21 protein-coding genes and 1 pseudogene are annotated in these 26457 nt (G+C 45.0%); 14 read left to right on the top strand and 8 right to left on the bottom strand.

Annotation, left to right across the window (positions count from 1 at the left end; genetic code table 11):
* Positions 1-105: 105 nt before the first annotated feature.
* Positions 106-1002, top strand: coding sequence for a cytidine deaminase (gene cdd, locus A3CS_RS0102505; protein ID WP_019518206.1), 897 nt, complete (start codon positions 106-108; stop codon positions 1000-1002).
* 78 nt (positions 1003-1080) lie between these two features.
* On the opposite strand, the gene serS is transcribed toward cdd, so the two are convergent.
* Positions 1081-2397, bottom strand: coding sequence for a serine--tRNA ligase (serS, locus tag A3CS_RS0102500; RefSeq protein WP_019518205.1), 1317 nt, complete (start codon positions 2395-2397; stop codon positions 1081-1083).
* A gap of 307 nt (positions 2398-2704) precedes the next feature.
* Here serS and A3CS_RS0102495 point away from each other — a divergent pair, with 307 nt between their 5' ends.
* Positions 2705-4372, top strand: a complete 1668-nt coding sequence (locus tag A3CS_RS0102495; protein ID WP_005545716.1) for an anaerobic C4-dicarboxylate transporter — start codon at positions 2705-2707, stop codon at positions 4370-4372.
* Between the two features lie 496 nt (positions 4373-4868).
* Here A3CS_RS0102495 and A3CS_RS0102485 read toward each other — a convergent pair whose 3' ends face one another.
* The 6 genes and pseudogenes from A3CS_RS0102485 to A3CS_RS1000000112440 all read right to left on the bottom strand — a co-directional run bounded on the left by A3CS_RS0102485 (position 4869) and on the right by A3CS_RS1000000112440 (position 13230).
* A complete protein-coding gene (locus A3CS_RS0102485) occupies positions 4869-6209 on the bottom strand; it encodes a replication-associated recombination protein A (RefSeq protein WP_019518203.1) in 1341 nt (446 codons plus the stop codon).
* Between the two features lie 12 nt (positions 6210-6221).
* The gene (gene lolA / locus A3CS_RS0102480; protein WP_005540265.1) at positions 6222-6839 is read right to left on the bottom strand and encodes an outer membrane lipoprotein chaperone LolA; all 618 of its coding nucleotides are present in this window, start codon (positions 6837-6839) and stop codon (positions 6222-6224) included.
* A gap of 92 nt (positions 6840-6931) precedes the next feature.
* On the bottom strand, positions 6932-9676 hold the full coding sequence (locus A3CS_RS0102475) for a DNA translocase FtsK (protein WP_005568319.1): 2745 nt from the start codon (positions 9674-9676) through the stop codon (positions 6932-6934).
* A 3-nt stretch (positions 9677-9679) separates the two neighbouring features.
* Positions 9680-10159, bottom strand: coding sequence for a leucine-responsive transcriptional regulator Lrp (gene lrp, locus A3CS_RS0102470; protein WP_005540269.1), 480 nt, complete (start codon positions 10157-10159; stop codon positions 9680-9682).
* Between the two features lie 538 nt (positions 10160-10697).
* Complete coding sequence (radA, locus tag A3CS_RS0102465) at positions 10698-12071, bottom strand: DNA repair protein RadA (protein ID WP_005545693.1); 1374 nt, start codon at positions 12069-12071, stop codon at positions 10698-10700.
* 2 nt (positions 12072-12073) lie between these two features.
* Positions 12074-13230, bottom strand: a pseudogene (locus tag A3CS_RS1000000112440) (CYTH domain-containing protein).
* A gap of 164 nt (positions 13231-13394) precedes the next feature.
* Here A3CS_RS1000000112440 and A3CS_RS0102455 point away from each other — a divergent pair.
* From A3CS_RS0102455 to A3CS_RS0102410, 10 genes are all read left to right on the top strand, one after another.
* Positions 13395-14075, top strand: coding sequence for a TIGR00153 family protein (locus A3CS_RS0102455; protein ID WP_005539264.1), 681 nt, complete (start codon positions 13395-13397; stop codon positions 14073-14075).
* Between the two features lie 25 nt (positions 14076-14100).
* Positions 14101-15366 (top strand): inorganic phosphate transporter, encoded by a 1266-nt coding sequence (locus tag A3CS_RS0102450; RefSeq protein ID WP_005539270.1) that lies wholly within the window; start codon positions 14101-14103, stop codon positions 15364-15366.
* A gap of 68 nt (positions 15367-15434) precedes the next feature.
* Positions 15435-16046 carry a TIGR04211 family SH3 domain-containing protein gene (locus A3CS_RS0102445; protein WP_005545687.1) on the top strand — a complete coding sequence of 204 codons (612 nt, stop codon included), beginning with the start codon at positions 15435-15437 and terminating at the stop codon, positions 16044-16046.
* Positions 16046-17350 (top strand): multifunctional CCA addition/repair protein, encoded by a 1305-nt coding sequence (locus tag A3CS_RS0102440; protein ID WP_012821087.1) that lies wholly within the window; start codon positions 16046-16048, stop codon positions 17348-17350. Before A3CS_RS0102445 ends, A3CS_RS0102440 begins: the two co-directional genes overlap by 1 nt.
* Positions 17351-17384: 34 nt before the next feature.
* Positions 17385-18008 (top strand): lipoprotein insertase outer membrane protein LolB, encoded by a 624-nt coding sequence (gene lolB / locus A3CS_RS0102435; RefSeq protein WP_005545677.1) that lies wholly within the window; start codon positions 17385-17387, stop codon positions 18006-18008.
* Complete coding sequence (gene ispE / locus A3CS_RS0102430; protein ID WP_005545675.1) at positions 18008-18919, top strand: 4-(cytidine 5'-diphospho)-2-C-methyl-D-erythritol kinase; 912 nt, start codon at positions 18008-18010, stop codon at positions 18917-18919. The genes lolB and ispE overlap by 1 nt, the downstream gene beginning before the upstream one ends.
* A gap of 40 nt (positions 18920-18959) precedes the next feature.
* On the top strand, positions 18960-19910 hold the full coding sequence (locus A3CS_RS0102425) for a ribose-phosphate pyrophosphokinase (protein WP_005545673.1): 951 nt from the start codon (positions 18960-18962) through the stop codon (positions 19908-19910).
* Between the two features lie 176 nt (positions 19911-20086).
* A complete protein-coding gene (locus A3CS_RS1000000112000) occupies positions 20087-20233 on the top strand; it encodes a hypothetical protein (protein WP_005540118.1) in 147 nt (48 codons plus the stop codon).
* A 305-nt stretch (positions 20234-20538) separates the two neighbouring features.
* On the top strand, positions 20539-21684 hold the full coding sequence (gene lldD / locus A3CS_RS0102415; protein WP_005545672.1) for an FMN-dependent L-lactate dehydrogenase LldD: 1146 nt from the start codon (positions 20539-20541) through the stop codon (positions 21682-21684).
* Positions 21685-21926: 242 nt separating this feature from the next.
* On the top strand, positions 21927-23516 hold the full coding sequence (locus A3CS_RS0102410; RefSeq protein ID WP_005540114.1) for an L-lactate permease: 1590 nt from the start codon (positions 21927-21929) through the stop codon (positions 23514-23516).
* Between the two features lie 154 nt (positions 23517-23670).
* Here the strand turns inward: A3CS_RS0102410 and A3CS_RS0102405 are convergent, their stop codons facing one another.
* Positions 23671-24003, bottom strand: a complete 333-nt coding sequence (locus tag A3CS_RS0102405; RefSeq protein WP_005540112.1) for a DUF496 family protein — start codon at positions 24001-24003, stop codon at positions 23671-23673.
* A gap of 199 nt (positions 24004-24202) precedes the next feature.
* Here A3CS_RS0102405 and serC point away from each other — a divergent pair, with 199 nt between their 5' ends.
* Together serC and hisC are read left to right on the top strand one after the other, a co-directional pair.
* A complete protein-coding gene (gene serC / locus A3CS_RS0102395; RefSeq protein ID WP_019518202.1) occupies positions 24203-25285 on the top strand; it encodes a 3-phosphoserine/phosphohydroxythreonine transaminase in 1083 nt (360 codons plus the stop codon).
* Between the two features lie 74 nt (positions 25286-25359).
* Complete coding sequence (gene hisC / locus A3CS_RS0102390; RefSeq protein WP_005573948.1) at positions 25360-26457, top strand: histidinol-phosphate transaminase; 1098 nt, start codon at positions 25360-25362, stop codon at positions 26455-26457.

The following is a 26457-nucleotide window of genomic DNA, read 5'->3' as shown; positions in this document are numbered from 1 at the left end:
AAAGAGAAGCTAAAGTGCGGTTGAAAATTCATGTAAAATTTCGACCGCACTTTTTTATTGTGAAAGTGCTAAGATAAGAAAAATAATACGCAAAAAGGAGATTTTATGTCATCCCACATTTCAGACAAGATTCAAGATGCTTTAGGCAAGATAGAACATTCCGTCTTGGCACAAGATATTTGGCATATTTTGCAAGAACAAAAATACCTCGGATTTCTACCGCACTTTGCCGTGCAACACCTGTGCAACAAACATCAACTCACGCCTAAACAGCTCGTGCTGAAACTCCTGCCTATCGCTGCCTGTTATGCCACCACGCCGATTTCACATTTTAATGTGGGTGCGGTTGTACATGGCATCGGTGGCGATTTTTATTTCGGTGCCAATCAGGAATTTTGCCAAACGGACATTCAACAAACTATTCATGCGGAACAAAGTGCCATTAGCCACGCTTGGATGCGCGGTGAAAAACAACTGACCGATGTCACGGTAAACTACACTCCGTGCGGGCATTGTCGCCAGTTTATGAATGAATTGAACAGTGCGGAAACGCTGCAAATTCACTTGCCGCATAGCCAAAATAATTTGTTGCACCAGTATTTGCCCGATGCGTTCGGTCCGAAAGATTTAAATATTCAGCTGAGTTTGCTGGATCAACACGATAACCAATTATCCCTAAATAACGACAATCCGTTGGTATTGCAAGCGCTCGCCATGGCAAATCAAGCCCATGCGCCCTATTCCAATTCTTTCCACGGCATTGCCATTCAAACCCGAAATCAGCAAATTTATCACGGCAGTTATGCGGAAAATGCCGCCTTCAATCCAAGCCTGCCGGCAATGCAGGTGGCATTAAATCATCTGATTTTAAGCGGTGAGGAGGTTGAGAATATCGTTCGCGTTGTGATGGTGGAAAAATCCAATACGCTCCATTACAAAGCCATGGCGGAAGAATTGCTCGGCACATTGAGCGACGTGAAATTAGACTATTTTGCCGTATAAAGTGCGGTGGATTTTGACGACATTTTTTTAAGGGTGGATAGAAAATGTGGGTGCCAACGCACCCACAAATATTTCAGATTATTTCGCGGATTTGCCAATCACATCCAATCCGCCCATGTAAGGACGCAAGACTTCCGGTACGGTAATGGAACCGTCGGCGTTTTGGTAGTTTTCCAACACCGCCACCAAAGTACGTCCCACAGCCAAACCCGAGCCATTTAAGGTGTGCACCAAACGGGTTTTCTTGTCGCCTTTTGAACGGCAACGGGCTTGCATACGACGGGCTTGGAAATCCCACATATTGGAGCAGGAAGAAATTTCACGATAGGTGTTTTGCGCAGGCACCCACACTTCCAAATCGTAGGTTTTGCAGGAACCGAAGCCCATGTCACCGGTGCAAAGCAACACTTTACGATACGGCAAACCGAGCAATTGCAACACTTTTTCCGCATGACCGGTTAACTCTTCCAACGCCTCCATGGATTTTTCCGGTTCAACGATTTGCACCAATTCCACTTTATCAAATTGGTGCATACGAATTAAGCCGCGCGTATCACGCCCATAAGAGCCCGCCTCGGAACGGAAACACGGCGTATGTGCGGTCATTTTTAACGGTAAATTTTCCGCGTCCAAAATTTCACCACGCACCAAATTGGTCACAGGCACTTCTGCCGTCGGAATTAAGCCGTAAGTGCGTTGTACTTCGTTCGGATCTTGTCCTTCCAACGGTTTAGTGTGGAATAAATCTTCGCCGAATTTCGGCAACTGACCTGTGCCGTAAAGGGTGTCATGGCTGACCAAATAAGGCACGTAGGCTTCAGTGTAACCATGTTGTTCGGTGTGCAAATCCAACATAAATTGCGCAATGGCGCGGTGTAATTTGGCAATTTGCCCTTTCATCACCACAAAACGGGAACCGGTTAATTTCACCGCTGCGGCAAAATCCAAGCCTTGTAGATTTTCACCTAGGGTCACATGATCTTTCACTTCAAAATCGAATTTACGCGGTTCGCCCCAGCGGGACACTTCAAGATTTTCACTATCGTCTTTGCCTAACGGCACTTCATCGGCGGGAATATTCGGAATGTTTAAAGCGATGTCATTTAAAGCGTTTTGTACTTTATCTAATTCAATTTTACCCTGCTCCAATTCTTCCGCCATGTGATCTACTTCCGCCAATAAAGGGGCGATGTCTTCACCACGGGCTTTTGCCGCACCGATGGCTTTGGAACGGGCATTACGCTCCGCCTGTAAATTTTCGGTTTTAACTTGTAACGCTTTGCGTTGTTCTTCTAATTGGGTAATTTTTGCCGTATCCAACACGAAACCGCGTTTAATTTTTAATTTTTCAGCGACGTCCGCCGGATTATTGCGTAATAAATTCGGATCGATCATAAGTTGTAACCTTTATTCTATTGCTAATACCAGTTGAAAACGGTGTTTATTCTATATCGTATTAACAAAATAGACTAGCAAAAACATGGACTAAAGTGCGGTTGTTTTTATCAATGTTTTTCTTCGCCGCTAAAAATTTTTAGCCAAAAAGCTTAAGCGATTTAGTGTGCCAAACGCTGAATTCTTAATGTCAGGAATTTTGATTTATCGCAACAATCTACATAATTCTACTACTTAAGAAGTAGCCTTAATGTTAGACTAATGCCGATTTTTCAATCATAAAATGACATTAATTTCCGGAGTATCTATGGAGTTTTTATCTAACCTCAGAGAAGGCACGCAATTTGCTATTCAGCTTGCCATCGTCTTAATCTGTTTGTTCTACGGCGCGAAAAAAGGCGGTATTGCACTGGGTTTACTGGGCGGTATCGGTCTGATCGTATTGGTCTTCGGCTTTGGCATCGAACCGGGTAAACCGGCAATCGACGTTATGCTTACCATCCTCGCCGTGGTAGTCACATCCGCAACATTACAAGCCAGTGGCGGTTTGGACGTGATGTTGCAAATTGCAGAAAAACTACTGCGTAAAAATCCGAAATATGTGAGTATCCTCGCACCGTTCGTTACCTGTACCCTCACCATTCTTTGCGGTACCGGTCATGTGGTTTATACCATGCTGCCGATTATTTACGACATCGCCATCAAAAATAACATTCGTCCGGAACGTCCGATGGCGGCTAGTTCCATCGCTTCCCAAATGGGGATCATCGCGTCTCCGGTGTCCGTTGCGGTAGTGACCTTAACCGCGTTCTTGGTGAATGCACAAAATCACTTAGCCGGTTTCGACGGGTATTTGGATTTATTAAAAATCACCGTGCCATCTACGCTCTGCGGTGTGTTAGCCATCGGTATTTTCAGCTGGTTCCGTGGCAAAGATTTAGATAAAGACCAAGAGTTCCAAGAGAAGTTAAAAGATCCGGAATTCAAAAAATACGTGTACGGCGACAGCACTTCCCTACTCGACAAAAAATTACCGCAATCCAGCTGGAACGCCATGTGGATCTTCTTCGGTGCCATTCTTATCGTTGCTTTGCTGGGTTACTTTAAAGACTTGCGTCCGTCCTTTGAGAAAAGCGCACCGGCACAAGTGGTTGAAGTGGTTTCCGACAATAAAGCGGTACAAAGTTTCAACGTGAAAGAAGGCAAAATCGTTGCTATTGCAAAAGACAGCAAAGTGGCGCTTGATGTGAAAGACAGCAAAGCCAAAGCGCAAACTGCTTATGACAGTGTTGAAATTTACGACAACAAAGGCGTGTTGACACAAACTTTATCCGCACAAAATAACAATGTGGTTATCACCACCAGCGATAAAACAGACAGCATTGCCAACGCCACTATCGCGTTAAAAGATACCGCGAAGAAAAAAGTGACGTTAGGCATGGTTCACGTTATCCAAATTTTCATGTTGTTAGCCGGTTCATTAATCATCATCTTTACCAAAACCGATGCAAGCAAAATCAGTAAAAATGAAATCTTCCGTTCCGGTATGATTGCATTAGTTGCCGTCTTCGGAATCTCCTGGATGGCAGAAACCATGTTCACCGTCCATACCCCGATGATGAAAGCGGCATTAGGCGACATCGTGAAAGCCCACCCTTGGACTTACGCCGTGATGTTGTTATTAATCTCCAAATTCGTAAACTCACAAGCCGCCGCCTTGGTTGCCTTCGTGCCGTTGGCATTAAACATCGGCGTTGACCCGGCAATCATCCTTGCCTTCGCTGCCGCTTGTTACGGCTACTACATCTTACCGACCTACCCAAGTGACTTAGCAGCAATCCAATTCGACCGCTCTGGCACCACCCACATCGGTAAATTCGTTATCAACCACAGCTTTATCCTACCGGGCTTAATCGGTGTGATTACGTCCTGTATTTTCGGATATATCTTTACGGGAATGTTTGGGTATTTGTAATTGAGGTTGATTTAATCTTGTTGAATGGAAAGGTTATTTCGTTGGGAGTAGCCTTTTTATTTGCTTCGCCGATAAACTGCGGTTAAATTTTGGAGCGCTTTTTTCTGTTTATTGTTGAATTAATATCGCATTTCGCCGATGGCGACCTTCTTTCTTTTGCTTGCCCAAAAGAAAGAAGGCAAAGAAAAAGGCACCCCGGATAAGCCGCTTTTCCCTTTTTTTAAGAATTTTTCTTAACGAAAAGTTAGCAGACTCCGCCTAACGCATCGCTGGCGTAACTTTCCTAAAAAATCCTTAAAAAAATGGGCGTCTTACACGGGGATAAATAATCAACAAAAACCGACTACACTTTTATCATGCCCTAGCGGAGTGCTTTCTTTTGCCTACTTTTCTTTTCACAAGCAAAGACAAAATCCAAGGATTTTGAACGTTGGCTTTGCCAATGGTACGAAGTGCAAGCGCAGCGCAGTAAAAGTAGGTCGATGCCGAAACAAACCTATTTATATCGCTTCTTACCACTTTCCTGATCTAACCCCCGCAGCCATTCCAACTTCTCCTTAATCTTAATTTCCATGCCTCTGGTGGTCGGGAAATAGAATTGGGTGTCTTTCAGTTGTGGCGGGAAGTAGTTTTCGCCGGCAGCGTAGGCGTTAGGTTCATTGTGGGCGTAGCGGTATTCGGCGCCGAAGCCGAGGTCTTTCATGAAGCTGGTCGGGGCGTTGCGGAGATGTTCAGGGACGTCGAAATCGGCGGATTCGGTTGCCAATTTTTTGGCGGCTTTGAAAGCGAGATAAACGGCGTTGCTTTTCGGTGCGACGGCTAAATACACAATGGCTTGCGCAATAGCGCGTTCGCCTTCGGCAGCGCCGACGCGGGTGAAACAATCCCAGGCGGCAAGTGCCACCTGCATGGCGCGCGGGTCGGCGTTGCCCACATCTTCGGAAGCAATTGCCAATAATCGACGTGCCACATAAAGAGGATCCCCGCCGGCAGTGATAATGCGCGCGTACCAGTATAACGCCGCATCAGGGGCGGATCCGCGAATGGATTTGTGCAGTGCGGAAATGAAATCGTAGAAAAGGTCACCTTGTTTATCAAAACGCGCCTGCCGTTCGCCCAACACTTCCGTGAGTAAAGTGCGGTCTAAAATTTTGCCGTTTTCCGATTCGCCCGCCATGTCCACCATCATTTCCAGGCAGTTCAAAGCAAGACGGGCGTCGCCATTGACGTATTCTGCCAACAGGGACAATAAATTCTCTTGTAAATTTAACCGCACTTTACCCAAACCGGTTTCGGGGTCATCTATGGCTTGTTGTAAAACCTGTTCGATTTCCTGCGCGGAAAGCGGTTTTAGAATATAAACCCGCGCGCGGGAAAGCAACGCGTTATTGAGTTCAAAAGAGGGATTTTCCGTGGTAGCGCCGATAAAAATAATGGTGCCGTCTTCAATATGCGGCAGGAAAGCGTCTTGCTGGCTTTTGTTGAAACGATGCACTTCATCTACAAAAAAAATGGTGCGCAAACCTGCCAGTTTGTTTTGTTTGGCTTTGTCGATGGCTTCACGGATTTCTTTAATGCCGCTGGTGACGGCGGAAATGCGCTCTACTTCCACATTAATGCGATGGGCGATAATTTCCGCCAAGGTGGTTTTACCGGTGCCGGGCGGGCCCCAGAAAATCATGGAATGAACATATCCCGCTTCAATAGCTTTGCGCAACGGTTTTCCTTCGCCCAATAAATGAGACTGACCGCAATATTGCGCCAAGGTGGTGGGGCGCATTCTTGCAGCAAGCGGGCGAAAGTCATTTTCGTTGAAATCAAAGCTGAAGTTAGACATGCTCGAACCCGCTTATTTTTTCCGTTGGTCGTCCAATTCGACACCTTTCGGTACGCTGAATTTAAACAATCCGTCGTCTAAATTTTGATTGGTGATATTGCGCAGCACATATTGATTGGACTGCCCGTCTTTTTCAATGGTACTAAAGCCTTTTAATACGCCGTTTGAATCAATGCGAATATCAAATTGTTTGACGTTGCTATTCTTCGCTTTCGGGGTTAACACAAACGTGTCGTCTTTTTGTTGCACGGTATATTGCGACCAATGGCTTTTATCACCGCTGGTCAACAACACGAACGGGGTATTATTCACCGCATCTTTCACCCAGTTGGCGGTGACTTGTTCCACAAAAGGATCGTAGAACCACAGGGTTTGCCCGTCGGCAATGATTTGGGTTTCCTGTGGTGCTTTGGTGTCCATACGGAACAAATTCGGGCGTTTGATTTGCAATTTTCCGTTGCCCTGTTGCACGTTTTTACCGTTCGCCGAACTCACGGTTTGCGCGAAATCCGCACTTAACACATCTACTTTATTTAAGCGGTTTTGCAGCTCAATATCGGCATTCGCCCAAACCACAGAAGAGAGCCCGAGCAAAGAAAGTGCGGTCAGTTTTAGCAGTGTTTTTTTCATAGCGTTACCTGTATTCTATGGGTGCATTCACGTGCGCCCTGCGATTTTTTCATCAATAGACAAACAAACTGTCGTTTAATTCATATCACGGATTAATAATCCGCACTGCGCGCCAACACTTCACGTTTACCGTTTTGCACCGGCGAAACAATGCCCTGCTCTTCCAGCTGATCCATAATATTGGCGGCACGGTTAAAGCCTACTCGGAAACGGCGTTGAATCGCAGAAATAGACGTGGTGCCTGTGCTGACCACAAACTCTACCACTTCATCAAACAACCCGTCGGTTTCGCCGCCACGCTCACTTAAGCGTTCCGCACCGGCATCTTCTTCATCACCCTCTAAAATACCATCAATGTAATTCGGTTTACCGCGTGCTTTCCAATCATCTACCACGCGCACGACTTCGTCATCAGTCATAAAGGCACCGTGAATACGGACTAATTCGGTAGAACCCTGTGGGGAATACAGCATATCACCTTTACCCAATAAGGATTCCGCACCGCCTGCATCAAGAATAGTACGCGAGTCAATTTTAGTCGCCACAGTAAACGCAATTCGACTCGGTACGTTCGCTTTAATCAAACCGGTAATCACATCTACGGAAGGGCGTTGGGTTGCCAAAATTAAGTGAATCCCCACCGCACGGGCTTTTTGCGCCAAACGTGCGATAAGCTCTTCCACCTGTTTGCCTGCCACCATCATCAAATCGGCGAATTCATCCACAATCACCACAATGTAACTCAGTTTTTCTAATGGTGGCGGCAAAGTATCCATGGAATCGCCCGGCTTCCATAACGGGTTCGGAATCGGCATATTTAAGGCCTCATATTCATCAACTTTCTCGTTAAATCCTTCAATATTACGCACCCGCAAAGCAGACAATAATTGATAACGGCGCTCCATTTCGTCTACACACCAGCGCAACGCGTTTGCCGCTTTTTTCATGTCCGTGACCACTTCCGTTAAAAGATGCGGAATATCATTATAAATAGACAATTCCACCACTTTCGGGTCAATCATGATGAATTTCACTTCTTCCGGTTTAACGCGGTAAAGCAGGCTTAAAATCATGGTATTTACGCCGACGGATTTACCGGAACCCGTGGTGCCCGCCACCAATAAATGCGGCATTTTAGCAAGATCCACCACCATTGGTTTGCCGCTAATGTCTTTACCTAACGCCATGGAAAGTAAGGCTTTGGAATTGCGGAATTCATCGCTGTCCAACACATCACGCAATGGTACTATTTGACGGTGATCGTTCGGTGTTTCGATACCAATATAAGGTTTGCCCGGAATCACTTCCGCCACACGAATGGAACGGAACATCAGGGCGCGTGCCAGATCCGTATCCAATCCCGTGACTTTGGAGGCTTTCACACCCGGATCCAATTCCAATTCATAGCGTGTCACCACCGGCCCCACTAAAACATCTTTGACTTTCGCTTTCACATTGAAATTGCGCAATTGTTGTTCAATACGTTGTGAGGTTTCGACAATTTCCGCTTGGGTAATATCCTGTTCGCGGGTCGGACGATGTTCCAATAAATCCAGGCTCGGCAACGGCGTCTTCGGTTTTTCGATGTTCTTTTTATGTTGCTGAAATGCCGGATGAATCAAGGAATCGCCATACGGGCGATAATTAGCTGTCTTAGGTGCGGTTTCCGCCGTTGGTCCCTGCACAATTTGCTGATAGACGTCCTGCACGCCCATGTCTTTCGCGCGCCGTTCCATTTCCCGCAAACGTTGTTGCTCTTGCGCGGCAAATTGGCGGGCAAGTTCGCTTTGTTCAGGATCTTCCTCCGCCACGTTTACTTCCGGTTCAGCCAGTGATACGCTCGGCATGTCTTCTGACGTCGTAAATTTACTGCCAAAATCAACCGCACTTTTCTCTTCACCGAAGACATTTGTCTGTTGCCATACCGGAGTGAAATCATGTTGCGTCGACAATTCTGTCTGACCGCGCTGCATAGAAATACTCACATTCGGCAAGGTTTCCTGTTGCTCAAAATCGTATTTAACGAATTCAGGGTTTTCCGGTGCAAAAGCATTGACCTCGTTCCCATTATTCATCGGCACATAAAACATATCCTGCGCTTTTGACAAGCCGGAAATATTAATGCGATCCGCAGGATTGACCAATTCCGTAAGCTGCTCCACCGCTTCCTGCGCCGGAGTTTTCCCAATCACGATCTCTTCCGGCGGTTCTGCCATGTGCGTTTCCTCACTTTCAGTTTCGTCGGTTTTTTCCGGGTCTTCAGGCGGATTTTGCATGGTCAGCCAGCGGTAGAATTTCATTAATAGACGAATAAAAAACGCGCCCGAACAGAAAATAAAGCCCACCGCCACAAAAATCACAGCCAGTAAGGATACGCCGAATTTGCCTAAACTCGGGTATAAATTCAGGGTTAAACTACCGCCCAGCACGCCTCCCGCAAGGTAAGAGGGCGGGTTATTCAGTGAAAGTGTAGCAAGCACGGTTAAACCGCAAAGCAACAAAATGAAACCGAATGAACGCAATGCGAATTTAGTCCAAGTGAGATTTTCCACCCGCTTGGAACGAATTAAATAAATGGGGATAAAAAATAAAATGAAAGGGATCAGGTTGCCGATATAACCGAAAAATACAAAAAACAAATCCACAAACCACGCACCGAACGCACCCGCTTTGTTGATGGTTTCCGGCGCGAAGCCGGAGGTCGCCCAAGAATTGTCCAGCGGCGTATAGCCCGACCAGGCGATTATCAAATACAAACCGAAAAGTGCGGTCAATCCTAACAGCAAATGTAATAGGTAATACTTCGGCGAAAAATGTTCGGTAATATGTTTAATCATGCGCTATTTTAACTGTAAAAAATTCGTTTGTTTCACTTCTTCCATCACCACATAAGTGCGCGTGTCGTTCACCCCGGGCAGGCGCAGCAAGGTGGTCCCCAGCAATTTACGATACGCCGCCATATCCGCCACCCGTGTTTTCAATAAATAATCGAAATCACCGGAAACCAAATGGCATTCCTGAATTTCATCTAACTGCTGCACCGCCGCGTTAAATTCTTCAAACACATCGGGCTTGCCACGTACCAGCGTAATTTCCACGATCACCAACAACGGCGAATCCAATAATGCGGGATTCAGCAAAGCACGATACCCCATAATCACCCCTTGCTTCTCCAACCGTTTCACCCGTTCCAGGCAAGGTGTCGGCGATAACCCTACTTTCTTGGACAAATCAATATTGGAAATTTTTCCGTTCCGTTGCAATTCATTGAGAATTTTTATGTCAATAGCATCAAGAGCTTTGGGTAGCTTTTTTTCCATGAGGTTTTGAGTTGAGTTTGAAAATTTAGGGGAGGAGATTTTAACGTAATTTGAGGGAAAATTCAGTAATAAAGTGAGGAATGTTGTTTTGGGTCTTTGTATTTCATTGTTAAGATAGGGTTTCGCCGATGGCGAGTTCCTATTTTCGCCAAGGCGACCTTCTTTCTTTTGTTTGCCCAAAAGAAAGAAGGCAAAGAAAAGGGCACCCCGGATAAATTGCTTTTCCTCTCTTAGCATTAATTTTTTTCACGGAAAATTTCTAACTCGCTACGCTCAAACAAAAGAAATTTTCCTAAAAATTAACGCACGTTCGGGCAATTTATACGGGGACCCCGTTGGAGCGTTATTTGAAAAGTGCGGTGTATTTTAGATTTGTTTTTTAAGCTTAAAAACAAGTGGAAAATACACCACACTTTAAGTTTTGCGAAATAAAGAAAGGTTATTCGGAGAAAGAATAATTCCCCCGTTTACGGCGCCTTTCTTTTGGTTCATTCTCTTTGGCGACGCAAAGAAAAGGAACTATCGGCTGAAACCCAATTTAAAACCGATCCAACACCTCAATCGCATCACCTAACTTCCGTACCGTAAACACTTCCATATTCTCCACTTTATGTTTCGGTTTATTGCCAAAAGGCACGATGGCGCGTTTGAAGCCGTGTTTTGCAGCTTCGCTGATACGTTCCTGACCGCTTGGTACGGGGCGGATTTCGCCTGCCAAGCCCACTTCGCCGAAGATCACTAAATCCTGTGGCAGCGGGCGGTTGCGGAAGCTGGAGATGAGTGCGAGGAGTAAGGCTAAATCTGCGCCGGTTTCGGTCACTTTGACGCCGCCGACCACGTTCACGAAGACATCCTGATCCGCCATTTGCAAGCCACCGTGGCGGTGTAATACGGCAAGTAATAAGGCAAGACGGTTTTGTTCCAGCCCCACAGCGACACGGCGCGGGTTAGCGAGCATGGAATGATCCACTAAGGCTTGAATTTCCACCAACAGCGGGCGCGTGCCTTCCCATAACACCATCACGGAACTGCCGGAGGTTTGTTCGTCGCCGCGACTTAAAAAGATCGCCGACGGGTTTTTCACTTCGCGCAGCCCTTGTTCCGTCATGGCGAACACGCCTAATTCGTTCACTGCGCCGAAACGGTTTTTATGGCTGCGTAAGGTGCGAAAGCGCGAGTCCGTTTCTCCTTCCAATAATAAGGAACAGTCAATAGCGTGCTCCAACACTTTTGGCCCGGCAAGAGTACCGTCTTTGGTAACATGCCCAACCATCACAATTGCCACTTGGCGGGTTTTCGCGTAACGGGTTAAAAAAGAAGCACATTCGCGCACTTGTGCCACGCTGCCGGGGGAAGATTGAATATCCGCCAACTGCATAACCTGAATGGAGTCGATGACGATAATCTGCGGTTTGAGCTGATCCGCCAGGTTACAAATTTGCTCTACAGAAGTTTCCGACAGCATATTCAATTTTTCCGGCGGCAGGCCAAGGCGTTTGGCACGCATCGCCACTTGTTGTAAGGATTCTTCGCCGGTGACATAAAGTGCGGTCATTTTTTGCGATAAATTACACATCACCTGCAACAACAGGGTACTTTTCCCCGCCCCCGGGTGACCGCCGATGAGGATCGCACTGCCCGGTACGACACCGCCACCCAACACACGATCCAGCTCAAAAAATCCACTGCTGAAACGCGGTGTTTCCTGCAGGCTGATTTCACTTAAGGTTTGAATTTTCGCACGTGTTTCACCCGCGTAGCCGCTAAATCGATCCGCTTTATTATTTGACGTAGAAACCAACCGCACTTCGGTGATGGTGTTCCAGGCTTTACAGGCGGAACATTGCCCCTGCCAGCGGGAATATTCCGCGCCGCAGTCGTTACATACATAAGCCGTTTTTGCTTTTGCCATAATTACCCGCCGATGGTTAAAGTGATGAGGTGGAGCATACGTTGGGCGTATTGCGGCGTTTGAATCAGTTCAAGCAATTTATTCATCGCCGACGCGTTATCTTTGCTTTCGCTGTGCAGACGAATAATGTCATGAAGTTGCGCCAATATGCGATCATTTTCTTCGGTCAACGCCGTCAATACATCGTCCTGCGCATAATGCCTATTGCCTGCTAATTGCTCGTTCAATGCTGTTTCCAACAGGGATTTATTGTCTTCGTAATAATGATACAAATTGAAAAACGCTCCTACCCGTTCAACGCTTTTGATGAAATCAGAAGCAAAGAAATTTGCCCCTAACGCCAAGGTTTCTTCAATTAAAGGCTGCTCGTAAGCCAAAAGTGCGGTCACAAAATCCAACGGATTTTGAACGTTGGCTTTGCCAACGGCCTCATCAGGGCGAACAATCGAACTTGATTCGATTGTGAGTAATTTTTCCGATGTTTTTTGTGCCCGTTTTTCCGTCTGTAAAACGCCGCGCCAATGTTCGATCCAATCACTTGATTTAGCACATTTGCCCTGCACCAATTGATAACCGCGTTTGGCTTTGCTCACAGAATAAAAATGTACGCTGCCCTCATAACGGGTTAAGAAATCCATGACGAGAAGGCAAAAAATGGTGCCAATTCGCCGGATTTGATTTCAAATTCTATTTCACGGATAGGTTGCCGTTTATCGCCTGCTATCACATTGCCTTGGTCGAACGCCACTTCAATTTGGCAATTGGGCGCATATTGTACCAACCAGCTTTGGCGTTCGAAATCTGTGCTGAAAATAGGATGCAATTCATTTTTTAGATTGCCGAGCTGTAAGCCATGTTCTTCGATTAAGGCATTCAGATCAGGCTTGGCATCGGGCAACGTCACATTATACTCGGGGCGCATGTGCAACCCGCCGGAAACATTGCCGTCGGTTTTTAGCGTTAAGGTGTAATTATCCTGCTGACGGCGAACCCGCAAGCCCATTTTATGTCGGGTAAAAAACTGATCGGAGGTGTCGTAATAGGTATTGGCTAAAAAATCGCATTGTTTTTCAACCACTTTGAAATGATTCAAAATTTTGTCTAATTGTGCTACATCGACAAAATCCACCGCTAACTTTAATTCAATTTCATCCTGCATTATAAAATCCCTTAAAGATCATGAGGTTTTATCTTCTTACCTGATTTATAAGGGATTTATTATCCAATAAATAAGGGGATTTTTCGATTAAAATCGTGAATTTTTCACCAACATAATGTAATATGCGCGTGAATTATTAACCTTCCTTAAAGGAGTCACTTTTTATGGCAATGAATAATATCCTCGGATTATTTGCCCACTCCCCTTTAAAGCCTCTGCAAAAACACTCTAATAAAGTTACCGAATGTTGTGAATTATTAATCCCTTTTTTTGAAGCAACATTTAATACCGACTGGGTAAAAGCGGAGCAAATTCGTTTAGATATTTCTGCACACGAACGTCAGGCTGACGCGTTAAAACGTGAGATTCGTTTAAAATTACCGCGCGGTTTATTCATGCCTATCGATCGTACGGATTTGTTGGAATTAGTGACTCAACAAGATAAATTGGCAAACTACACCAAAGACATTGCCGGCCGTATGATTGGTCGTCAGTTAAGTATTCCGGAGGAAATGAAAAACGAATTTATGAGCTATGTACGTCGCAGTTTGGACGCTACCGAACAAGCCCATAAAGTGATTGAAGAAATGGATCAACTACTGGAAACCGGTTTCAAAGGTCGCGAATTGAATTTCGTCAATCAAATGATTAACGAACTGGATATCATTGAAGACGATACCGACCAAATACAAATTAAATTGCGAAGAATGTTATTTGATATTGAAGATCGCTTTAACCCGATTGATGTAATGTTCTTATACAAAGTCATTGAATGGGTCGGTGTACTTGCCGATCAGGCACAACGTGTCGGAGCACGCATTGAGCTGATGTTAGCACGTTCATAATTTCCATTTATCCGGGATTTTTTCAATGGAATTACTCAATCAATATGGTTCCTTATTAATCATAATTACCGCAATTTTCGGCTTTTTTATGGCCTTTGGTGTGGGAGCTAACGATGTTTCAAATGCTATGGGAACATCTGTTGGTTCAGGGGCAGTCACAGCAAAACAAGCTATTTTTATTGCAATAATTTTTGAAGCCGCCGGTGCTTATTTAGCCGGTGGTGAAGTCACAGAAACTATCAAAAGCGGCATCATCGACACCATGGAATTCGTCAATGAACCGGAAGTTTTAGTTTTCGGGATGATGGCTGCCCTCTTCGCTTCAGGGGCCTGGTTATTAATCGCTTCCAAAATGGGCTGGCCGGTGTCCACCACTCACTCCATCATCGGTGCTGTTATTGGTTTTGCGTGCGTTACGGCAGGTCCTCATTCGGTGGATTGGAGCAATATCCGAAATATTGTCGGCAGTTGGTTTGTTACACCGGTAATTGCCGGAGTGTTGGCTTACGCCATTTTTATCAGCACGCAAAAACTGATTTTTGACACAGAAAACCCGCTTAAAAACGCACAAAAATATGGCCCTTACTATATGGGTATTACTATTTTCATCTTGTGCATTGTTACCCTGACCAAAGGGTTAAAGCATGTAGGGTTAAATTTAAGCAGTCAGGAAAACTTCCTGATTTCTTTTATTATCAGCGCAGTAGCCGTTATTTACTGCTATTTCTACTTTCGTAGTAAAAAATTCAAACAAAGAATGCTCCATGGCGGTACGTTTAGCGGCGTAGAAAAGATCTTCAGTATTTTAATGCTAATGACCGCTTGTGCTATGGCATTTGCCCATGGTTCTAACGATGTTGCGAACGCTATCGGTCCGCTTTCTGCGGTGGTCGCTATTATCAAAAGTGGCGGTCAAATCGCAAACAACACTCCTCTCGCTTGGTGGATTTTACCCCTGGGCGCATCCGGTATCATGGTCGGTTTGATCGTCATGGGTTACAAAGTGATGGCAACTATCGGTACGGGCATTACCGATTTAACGCCAAGTCGTGGCTTCGCCGCCCAATTCGCCACCGCAATGACTGTGGTCGTGGCATCCGGTACAGGCTTGCCGATTTCTACGACACAAACCTTAGTGGGTGCTGTATTAGGCATCGGTTTCGCGCGTGGAATTGCGGCAATTAACCTGACCGTAATTCGCAACATCGTGGTTTCATGGGTTGTTACTCTGCCTGCCGGCGCATTGTTCTCTATTATTATTTACTATTTGCTCAAAGCAATTTTTCATTAATCAGACTAAAAGTGCAGTCATTCCTTACCGCACTTTTAATTCTTATTCACTAACTTAGGGTCTACAGTATGCAAAAAACCATTAAATACCTTCTCACACTAACCTTTCTGGGCTTAGGTATCACTACTGCACAAGCAGAAACCAAATATGTAACAGAAAACCTTTCCACCTACTTACGTAAAGGTGCAGGTGACCAATATAAAATTGCCGGTGCTATTAAATCAGGTGAACCGGTAACCGTATTGGATCAAAAAGATCGATATACTCTAATCCGCGATGGCAAAGATCGCGAGGCCTGGATTTTAAGCAGTGAGCTAAGTAATGAAGCCAGCAGCAAACTGGAAAATCCGAAATTAAAACACCAAATTCAGGAATTAAGCATGAAGCTAGGCCGTATAGACAGCGACTGGCAACAACGTACTATTGAAATGCAACGACGTGCCAAACAAGCGGAACAACAAAGTAGCGAACTCTTAGAACAAAATTCACAGCTAAAACGCGAATTGGAAATCACCAAAAACAAAAACCGCGATTTGGAAGCCATGTTAGATGCGGGCAAACGCGAAATTGCCATTCAATGGTTCATTTATGGCGGTTCCGTGCTTGGGGTCGGCTTATTAATCGGGTTGATTTTACCGTTAATCATGCCGAAACGCCGTCGTCGCGATGGTTGGGCATAATGTCCGAAAATCATTTTCAAATTTATTTGGTTGGCGGGGCTGTGCGCGATCAGCTCCTCAACCTACCTGTTCAAGATCGCGATTGGGTCATTGTAGGTGCGACGCCGGAAGCACTACTCCAACAAGGCTATCATCAAGTGGGAAAAGATTTCCCCGTTTTTTTGCACCCACAAACCAAAGAAGAATACGCACTCGCCCGCACGGAACGTAAATCCGGTGCGGGCTACACCGGCTTTATTTGCGATTTTTCTCCCGATATTAATCTGGAACAGGATTTAATCCGCCGCGATCTCACCATCAACGCCATGGCACAGGATTTGCAGGGCAATCTGTTCGACCCTTATGGCGGCGCACAGGATTTAGCCAACCGTGTGTTACGCCACGTCTCCCCCGCATTCGTTGAAGATCCCTTGCGCGTATTACGCGTGGCGCGCTTTGCCGCCCGTTATCATTATTTAGGATTCAAGATTGCCGAAGAAACCCTGCAATTAATGAAAGATCTCACTGCCCAAGGGGAGCTGCAACATTTAACCGCCGAGCGGGTATGGGCGGAAACGGAAAAAGCGTTAAACGAGAAAAATCCTGAAATTTATTTTGAAACCTTACGCCTGGTGGGCGCACTCAAGGTGTTATTTCCTGAATTGGACGCTCTATATGGCGTGCCGAACCCGGCGAAGTATCATCCGGAAATTGACAGCTTCGTGCACACTATGATGGTGTTACAACAGGCGACGTTGCTTTCTGAGCAAGTGGATTGCCACAAAAGTGCGGTGCGTTTTGCCGCCATTTGCCATGACTTGGGCAAAGCCAAAACGCCTAAACAAAGCTGGCCTCATCATCACGGTCATGAAAAGCTCGGCATGGCGCCGACCCAAAGCCTATGCAAGCGCTTAAAAGTACCCGGTTATTATCAACAACTGGCGGAACTCACCTGTGAATATCACACCCACATTCACAAAATTTTTGAATTACGCCCGGAAACTATCGTCAAACTGTTCAATACCTTTGATGTTTGGCGCAAACCGTTACGTTTCATGGAATTTTTGTTGGTGTGTTTTGCCGATACGCGCGGACGCAAAGGCTTCTCGCACATTGCGTACCCGCAACAGGAATTTACTATCGCCCTATATCGGGCGGCATTAAAAGTGGATATTCAATCCATCATCGCGGCAGGCTTTGAAAATAAAGCCATTCGCGATCAGTTAAACCGCGGACGGATTTTCGCCGTGAAGCAAAAACGCACGGAAATCCTACCGCACTTTAAACCATCGACATCAGATTGCCGCCCTCGTTGCGAACCGTAAAATAACCACCATTTTCTGGGGATAAAAATTGTTTATGAAAAAATTAAAATCCTACGTTTTACTTGTGTTAGCCGTGTTATTTTTAACCGCTTGCGTCACCGATCAGGAACGTCCGACTAACGTAAAATACATCGAAAAAACCGACCGCACTTGGCAGCAGCATTTCACCCAATTAAAACAAATTCAAGGTTATCAGGCGCTTGGGCAGTTAGGTTATATCACCAGCAAAGAACGCTTTTCCACGCGCTTCGACTGGCAATATAACAACCCACGCGATTACACCCTGCAACTGTATTCCACCATCAGCAGCGAAACCCTGCAGATTCAAATGCACGCGCAAGGCATGACCATTTCCGACAACAAAGGGCGCCAACGCTCCGCCGCCGACGCAAAAATGCTGCTACGTGAAATTATCGGCATGGATTTCCCGTTGGAACAATTCGCTTTCTGGCTGAAAGGTCAACCGGAAGATAACGCCGATTATCAAGTGGGAGAAAACCATTTGTTAGCCACCTTCAGTCGCACTATCGACGGTAAACCCTGGACGGCGGACTATTTGTCATACCATGTCAATCGCCGTCCGCCGATGCCGGAAAATATTTTGCTGAAAACGGAAGGACAAACTTTGAAAATCCGTGTAGATGAATGGCTGTTTTAATGAAAACTTATCAATTTTCCACCGCACTTTTCACGCCCGAAACCTTGCAAAGCGAACAGGGTGTACGCTTCCCCTGCCCGGCGAAGCTGAATCTTTTTTTGTACATTAACGGCAAGCGGGCGGACGGTTACCACGAATTACAAACCCTGTTTCAGTTTGTTGATTTCGGCGATTGGCTACACATCAAAGTGCGCCCGGACGGCAAGATTCGTTTAACCTCCGTCATCGCCGATTTAAAAGCAGAAGATAATTTAATTTATCGCGCGGCAAAATTGCTGCAACAGTACACCGGCTGCACGCTGGGCACCGAGTTAACCTTAGATAAAATCCTGCCGATCGGTGGCGGCGTGGGTGGCGGTTCATCCAATGCGGCAACGACATTGGTCGCCTTAAATCATTTATGGAAAACCGGCTTGAGCACCGGGCAACTTGCCGAACTGGGCTTAACCCTTGGCGCGGATGTACCGATTTTCGTGCACGGCAAAGCGGCGTTTGCGGAAGGCATAGGCGAAAAAATCACATACTGCGAACCGCCGGAAAAATGGTATCTGGTGCTCAAGCCGAATGTGTCTATTTCCACTGCCGTTGTGTTCTCTGACCCGCACTTGCCACGTAATACACCGAAAAAATCGCTGGCACAATTATTGGCGGGAAAATACGCAAACGATTGTGAAAAAGTTGTGCGAGATCATTATTCAGAGGTTGAAGAGTCACTGAACTGGTTGGTAAAATATGCACCGGCCAGATTAACCGGGACTGGTGCTTGCGTTTTTGCGGAATTTGATGATAAAAAATCTGCCCAATCAGTTCTCCAAGTCAAACCAAAAAATTGTTTTGGTTTCGTCGCAAAAGGATTAAATCATTCTCCCTTGCATGAAATGTTGAAAAACGTGCCTGATTCAACGAATTAACCAATTTATTTTACAACCTAACTCCTGAGGTCAATTTACGATGCCTGATATTAAACTCTTCGCCGGTAACGCCACACCGGAGCTCGCGAAACGCATTTCCGAAAACCTGTTCACCAAATTAGGTGATGCCACCGTGGGCCGTTTCAGCGATGGTGAAGTACAAGTCCAAATTAACGAAAACGTGCGTGGCAGCGATGTATTCATTATCCAATCCACCTGCGTACCGACTAACGATAATTTAATGGAATTATTAGTGATGGTTGACGCATTGCGCCGCGCTTCCGCCGGGCGTATTACTGCTGTCATCCCTTATTTCGGCTATGCCCGTCAGGATCGTCGGGTACGTTCCGCGCGCGTACCGATTACCGCTAAAGTGGTGGCAGACTTCCTCTCCGGTGTCGGTGTTGACCGTGTATTAACCTGTGATTTGCACGCCGAACAAATTCAAGGCTTCTTTGATGTGCCGGTAGATAATGTATTCGGTTCACCGGTATTACTTGACGATATCCGCAAAAAAACCGACCTTACCAACCCAATTGTGGTTTCCCCGGATATTGGTGGTGTGGTTCGTGCCCGTGCCGTTGCCAAATTATTGAACGACACCGACATGGCGATTATAGACAAACGCCGCCCGCGCGCTAATGTATCCAAAGTCATGCACATTATTGGCGATGTCGCGGATCGTGACTGTATCTTGGTTGACGACATGATCGACACAGGCGGCACCTTATGCAAAGCAGCGGAAGCCCTGAAAGAACGTGGTGCAAGACGGGTATTCGCCTATGCCACCCACGCCGTATTCTCAGGCTCTGCGGCAAAAAATATTGCCAGCGATGCCCTTGACGAAGTAGTCGTCACTGACACCATCCCACTTTCTCCGGAAATCCGCGTATTAGGCAAAGTCCGCACCTTAACCTTATCCGGTATGCTTGCCGAAGCTATTCGTCGCATCAGCAACGAAGAGTCCATTTCCGCAATGTTTAACGAATAATAAAAAAACACCCGTAAAAACCACCGCACTTTAAACTACAAAAGGTTTAGCAAAAACTAAACCTTTTGTTTTTATACGTTATGCCGAACTAACTGCCCGCCACATTGTTGTGCTATAATCGCGCCACATTTAATTTAACAACCCATTTTATTTTAATTTATCAGTAAAGGTGTTCCATGAAAAAATTACTTTTTGTCCTCGCTGGCATTTTAACCATCGCCGCCTGCTCCCAGCCAAAAGACATCTATTTTAACGGTTCCGAAGGTTCCCACTCCGGTTTGAAATACGACAAAAGTACTAAGACTTTTGGTGTTAATAACTAAGAGGTAAAAGTGCAGTAGAAATTTATCTGTTTTTTCTACCGCACTTTCTTTCCGCTATTCATGAATATTCATCTCTTAGAGTGAATCCGGCCTGTTCGGTATCATGCACTTGCATTTTCCGGTCCGGCTAAGTATTGATACCTCCACAGGTAAACTCACTCAAATAATCGTCATAATTTTGTGATCTTCTGCACATTTTACAAAAAATATGTAAGTATCTTGACTAAATTGTTTGCAAAGAAAAATTACTTACATTATTGTTAAATAATAGTTATCAATATGTAATATAAAAAGAGGTAATACCAATGATTATTTCGTCCGCTAACGATTATCGTGAAGCCGCACGTCGCAAAGTTCCACCTTTCATGTTTCATTATGCTGACGGTGGTTCTTATGCAGAACAAACCCTAAAACGTAATGTAAACGATCTGGAAAATATCGCGCTTAGGCAACGTGTATTAAAAGACATGTCACAACTGGACACTCAAATTGAGCTGTTTGGAGAAAAATTATCCATACCTGCAATTCTTGCGCCCGTGGGAGCGCTGGGTATGTATGCGCGCCGCGGTGAAGTACAAGCCGCTAAAGCTGCTGCAAGCAGAAATATTCCATTTACTCTTTCGACAGTTTCAATCTGCTCTATTGAAGAAGTTGCTCCAAAGATTGATCGTCCGATGTGGTTTCAGCTTTATGTGTTGAAAGACAGAGGGTTTATGCGTAATGCTCTTGAGCGGGCAAAAGCCGCCGGTTGTTCAACTTTAGTATTTACTGTTGACATGCCAACTCCCGGTGCACGTTATCGGGATATGCACTCAGGTATGAGTGGTCCTTATAAGGAAATCCGTCGTATCATTCAAGGGATAACCCATCCCTTTTGGGCATGGGATGTCGGAGTTAAAGGTAAACCTCATACATTAGGCAATGTGTCTCACTATATGGGTAAGCAAATTGGTTTAGATGACTACATTGGTTGGCTTACAGAAAACTTTGATCCCTCTATCTCGTGGAAAGATTTGGAGTGGATCCGTGAATTCTGGGATGGTCCGATGATTATTAAGGGGATCTTAGATCCAAAAGACGCTAAAGACGCCGTACTTTTCGGTGCAGATGGTATTGTGGTGTCAAATCACGGTGGTCGTCAATTAGATGGTGTGTTATCCAGTGCACGCGCCCTTCCACCGATTGCAGAAGCTGTAAAAGGTGAAATTAAAATTCTGGCAGATTCGGGTATTCGTAACGGGTTAGATATTGTCAGAATGATTGCGCTGGGGGCAGATGCCTGCATGATCGGACGCTCTTTTGTATATGCACTTGGTGCGGCAGGTCAGTTGGGCGTGGAAAATATGCTGGATATTTTCAAAAAGGAAATGCATGTTGCCATGACACTTACCAGCAATCAAAAAATTAGTGACATTACTAAAGACGCATTAGTAGATTTAAGTAAGCTATAACCTATTAATACGTAAAATATCAAACGGCGTATTTTATATACGCCGCCTTTAATTTGAGTGAAACCATAATAATCAAAAACCAAGAATTCACGCCTAAAAAATAAGCATAAAAAATCACCCTGTTAACCAAGAAAATTAACTTTTGTGGTTAAATCAGGGTTGTCAGTTTTACCATAATTTACACAGCTCATATATTCAGTACATGAGCTATTAATTTAACTAATTTAGCATCGGAGTACTCTATGGCTCTTTTCTTAAGTGTCTTTCCAATAATTCTATTAATTTATTTAATGGTTAACCGCAATGCTTTACCATCTTATATAGCGCTCCCTTGGATTGCTGCCGTGGTATTTATTATCCAACTAGTATTCTTCGGTACCGATATTACTATTGTTAGTGCAAACATCGCTTCAGCATTAGTTGCAGTACAGACACCGGTTACAGTGATCTTTGGTGCAATTTTATTTAACCGCTTTTCAGAAATCTCCGGAGCCACAAATACACTGCGCAAATGGTTAGGAAATATTAATCCTAATCCTGTTGCTCAGATTATGATTATCGGCTGGTCTTTCACTTTCATGATTGAAGGTGCCAGTGGTTTTGGTACACCAGCAGCGATTGCCGCACCTATTTTAGTAGGGCTAGGCTTTCCTGCACTAAAAGTAGCAATGTTAACGCTGGTAATGAATTCCGTACCGGTTTCTTTCGGTGCAGTGGGCACGCCAACATGGTTCGGTTTTGGTCCGTTAAATCTAACAGAAAATCAAATTCTTGAAATTGGTTCTATGTCGGCTCTAATTCATAGTATAGCGGCACTTATTATTCCACTTATTGCATTGCGCTTTATCGTCAGTAGCAAAGAAATCATCAAAAATATTCGATATATTTATCTGTCAATTTTCTCTTGTACCGTACCCTACTTTTTACTGGCGCAAGTTAATTATGAATTTCCGGCACTGGTAGGAGGCGCTATCGGTCTGTTTATTTCAATTTTTCTAGCTAATAGAGGTATTGGTTTGGAAAAAACCGAGAATGCATTAAATGGTCCTGTGGTTAATTTCCCAAATGTAGTTAAAGCGTTATTCCCTACCGGATTATTAATCATAATCTTAATCATAACCCGCCTACAGCAACTTCCATTTAAATCTATAATGAACGACACTACGTCATGGTTCAGTGTTCAGCTGGGTTCATTAGGAACTTTCGACATAAGCAGAGGGTTAATTCTCAGCTTAAAAGATATTTTCTCAACTCAAATCAGCGCAAGCTATAAATTACTCTATGTACCGGCATTACTGCCATTTATTGTCACTGTATTGATTGCAATTCCGATATTTTCTATTACTAAAACCCAAGCTAAAGATATTTTTGCCAGTAGTTTCAAACAAACAAAGAACCCATTCTTTGCGCTTGTCGGGGCATTAATCATGGTAAATCTGATGTTAGTCGGTGGCGATAATTCAATGGTAAAAATCATCGGTAAAAGTTTTGCAGAAGCAACCGGTCAGTATTGGACTATATTTTCTTCATACTTAGGGGCAGTAGGGGCTTTCTTCTCCGGTTCAAATACAGTGTCTAATCTAACTTTCGGTAGCGTACAGCTTTCTACTGCTGAACTGACCGGATTGTCCTCTACTTTGATACTTGCATTACAATCTGTAGGCGGTTCAATGGGTAATATGGTATGCATCAACAACATCGTTGCCGTTAGCTCAGTACTGAACATTAACAATGTAGAAGGCGTAATAATCAAGCGTACCGTGTTACCGATGATCATTTACGGTATTATCGCGGCCATTGTTGCCATTACAATTGTCCCTCTTATCTATTAAGGACTAGCCTAAACTTAAGGTTCCCTTAAAGCTTATAAAAGAAAAAGTGCGGTCAAAATTTACTGTGGATTTTGACCGCACTTTATTAACATTAACACCATTTCACCACAAAAATGGCGAGTTACCTCACCATTCTTTTACCTACCGCCCTACTTTATTTTTTCGCGGATTCCCCATGGGATTTCTGTTGTGACTTCATTTTGCTGCTGATTTCGCGACGTTGTTTAGACAATTCGGCATTGCGGATAACATAGTCGTCCACGCGGTTTTCGTAGTCATCGCGCATATTTTCGATAATCGTGCGCACATCACGAATTGACATATCGTCACGAATGTACTGATCTAAGTTTTGTAACAACAATACGCGTTTCTGGTTATCACGGATTTTACGATTATTATCGTCCATATCGCGCAATAGTTTATTTTTTAAGCGATACATACGCACATACTCCAAAACATCCTGAAAAGATTTATTCACATTGTCCATCAATTTGCTCCCTTGTTATAAAAAATGAATGGCGATAATGTAGCCTTTTTTGTGAATTTCGTCAAAAAATTCGCACTTTTTACAGGGGATTATTTTTCTTTCCCGCAAATTAAAAAAATTTCCGTAAAAATCATTGATTAGAAAACGGCTAGGTGATAAAACGTAACCCTCTTTTTATTTATTTTAAGGAAATAATTATATGGCGAACGTATTTAATTTCAGTGCCGGTCCGGCGATGATGCGGCAAGCGGTGTTAGAACAGGCGCAACAAGAATTACTGAACTGGCAAGGGCAAGGCACTTCGGTGATGGAAGTTAGCCACCGTGGCAAATTGTTCATGGAATTAATCACCCAATCCCAAGCGGATTTTCGTAAGCTCTATAACGTTCCTGAAAACTACCAAATCCTGTTTTTGCAAGGCGGTGCGCGCGGTCAATTCGCCGCCATTCCGATGAATTTATTACGTGAAAACGGCAAAGCCCTGTATTTAAACAGCGGTCACTGGTCTGCCACCGCCGCCAAAGAAGCCCGTTCCTTCGGCGAAATTGACGAAATCAATATTCTGGAACCGGGTGACGAATTAAAAGTAAAACCTTTAGATTTCAGCGACATCGCCGAACAATACGATTATGTGCATTACTGCCCGAACGAAACCATCAGCGGCGTAGAAATTTTTGATGTGCCGAATGTAGGCAACGGCGTGTTGGTAGGCGATTTCTCTTCCACCATTCTCTCCCGCAAAGTGGATGTCAGCAAATTCGGCTTAATTTATGCCGGTGCACAAAAAAACCTCGGTCCGGCAGGGATTACCATCGTGATCGTACGTGACGATCTCATCGGTAAGGCACGTAAAGCCACACCGTCCATTTGGAATTACGAAATTCAGAAAAACAGCGATTCCATGATCAACACCCCGCCGACTTTCGCATGGTATTTATGTGCCTTGGTATTCAAACATTTATCGGCTATCGGCGGCTTGCCGGAAATCGAAAAACGCAACCTGGCAAAAGCGAAACTGCTTTACGATTATTTGGACGGCAGCGATTTCTACCGCAATAATGTGGCGAAAGCCAACCGCTCTTTAATGAATGTCACCTTTACCACCGGCGATGATGAACTGAACGCCAAATTCATCGCCGAAGCCACCGCCGCAGGTTTACAGGCGTTAAAAGGGCACAAAGTGCTTGGCGGTATGCGCGCGTCCATTTATAACGCCATGCCGATTGAAGGCGTACAAGCATTGATTGCCTTCATGCAAAAATTCGCGGAAGAAAACGCGTAACGATCATAAAAGTGCGGTTGAAATTCATGATAAAAATCAACCGCACTTTTCTTTCATCACCACTCGGAGCAACCATGCAATATATCGATCGCGCCAATGAAGGCGTCAAAACCCTTTTGCCTTATCAAGCCGGCAAACCCATTGAAGAATTGGAACGCGAATTAGGCATTGAAAACATCATCAAACTCGCCTCTAACGAAAACCCTTTCGGCTTGCCGCCAAGTGCGAAAAAAGCCATTCAAGCGCAATTAGACAACCTCAACCTTTATCCCGATTCCAACGGATTTTATTTCAAACAGGCGGTTGCCGAGAAATTCGGTTTACAACCGGAGCAAATCACACTCGGCAACGGCTCCAACGATTTAATCGAGCTCATCGCCCACACCTTTGCCTCCGAACAAGATGAAGTGATTTATTCCCAATACGGCTTCATTGTTTACCCGCTGATCAGCCAGGCTTTGAACGCCAAGCGCGTGGAAATTCCGGCGAAAAATTATGGCAATGATTTGAAAGAATTTCTGAACGCCATCACGCCAAAAACCAAATTGATCTACATTGCCAACCCGAATAACCCGACGGGCAGCTTTGCAAATGCGACAGAGATTACCGACTTTTTAGCGCAAGTGCCACCGCAAGTGATTGTGGCATTGGACGAAGCCTATGTGGAATTTACCGAGCCGAGCGAACGGGTGGATTCTTTCGGTTTGTTGGCAAAATACCCGAACCTTATCGTGTGCCGCACCCTTTCTAAAGCCTACGGATTAGCCGGCTTGCGTATCGGTTATGCGGCTTCCTCAGTGGAAATCGCAGGGCTGTTAAATCGCGTACGTCAGCCCTTTAACTGCAACAGTCTGGCACTTGCCGCCGCCACAGCCGCCATTAAAGATGACGAATTTGTGGCAAAAGTTGCCGAAAATAACCGAATCGGTTTGCAATTGCTGCAAAACTTCTTTGACGAAAAAGGACTGCGCTATGTGCCGTCCAAGGGAAATTTCGTCATGTTGGATTTGCAACAGCCTGCCGTCCCCATTTATCAGGCGTTACTGCGTAAAGGCGTGATCGTGCGCCCGCTTGCAGGATATGGTTTGCCGAATCACTTGCGCATCAGCATCGGCTTGCCGGAAGAAAATCAACGTTTTTTAACCGCACTTAGCGAAATTTTAGGCTTATAA

Source organism: Aggregatibacter actinomycetemcomitans DSM 8324 (genome assembly GCF_000372365.1).
Taxonomy (GTDB): domain Bacteria; phylum Pseudomonadota; class Gammaproteobacteria; order Enterobacterales; family Pasteurellaceae; genus Aggregatibacter; species Aggregatibacter actinomycetemcomitans.
The sequence above is the reverse complement of the archived record's forward strand: the minus strand, read 5'-3'. Positions and strand labels throughout refer to the sequence as shown.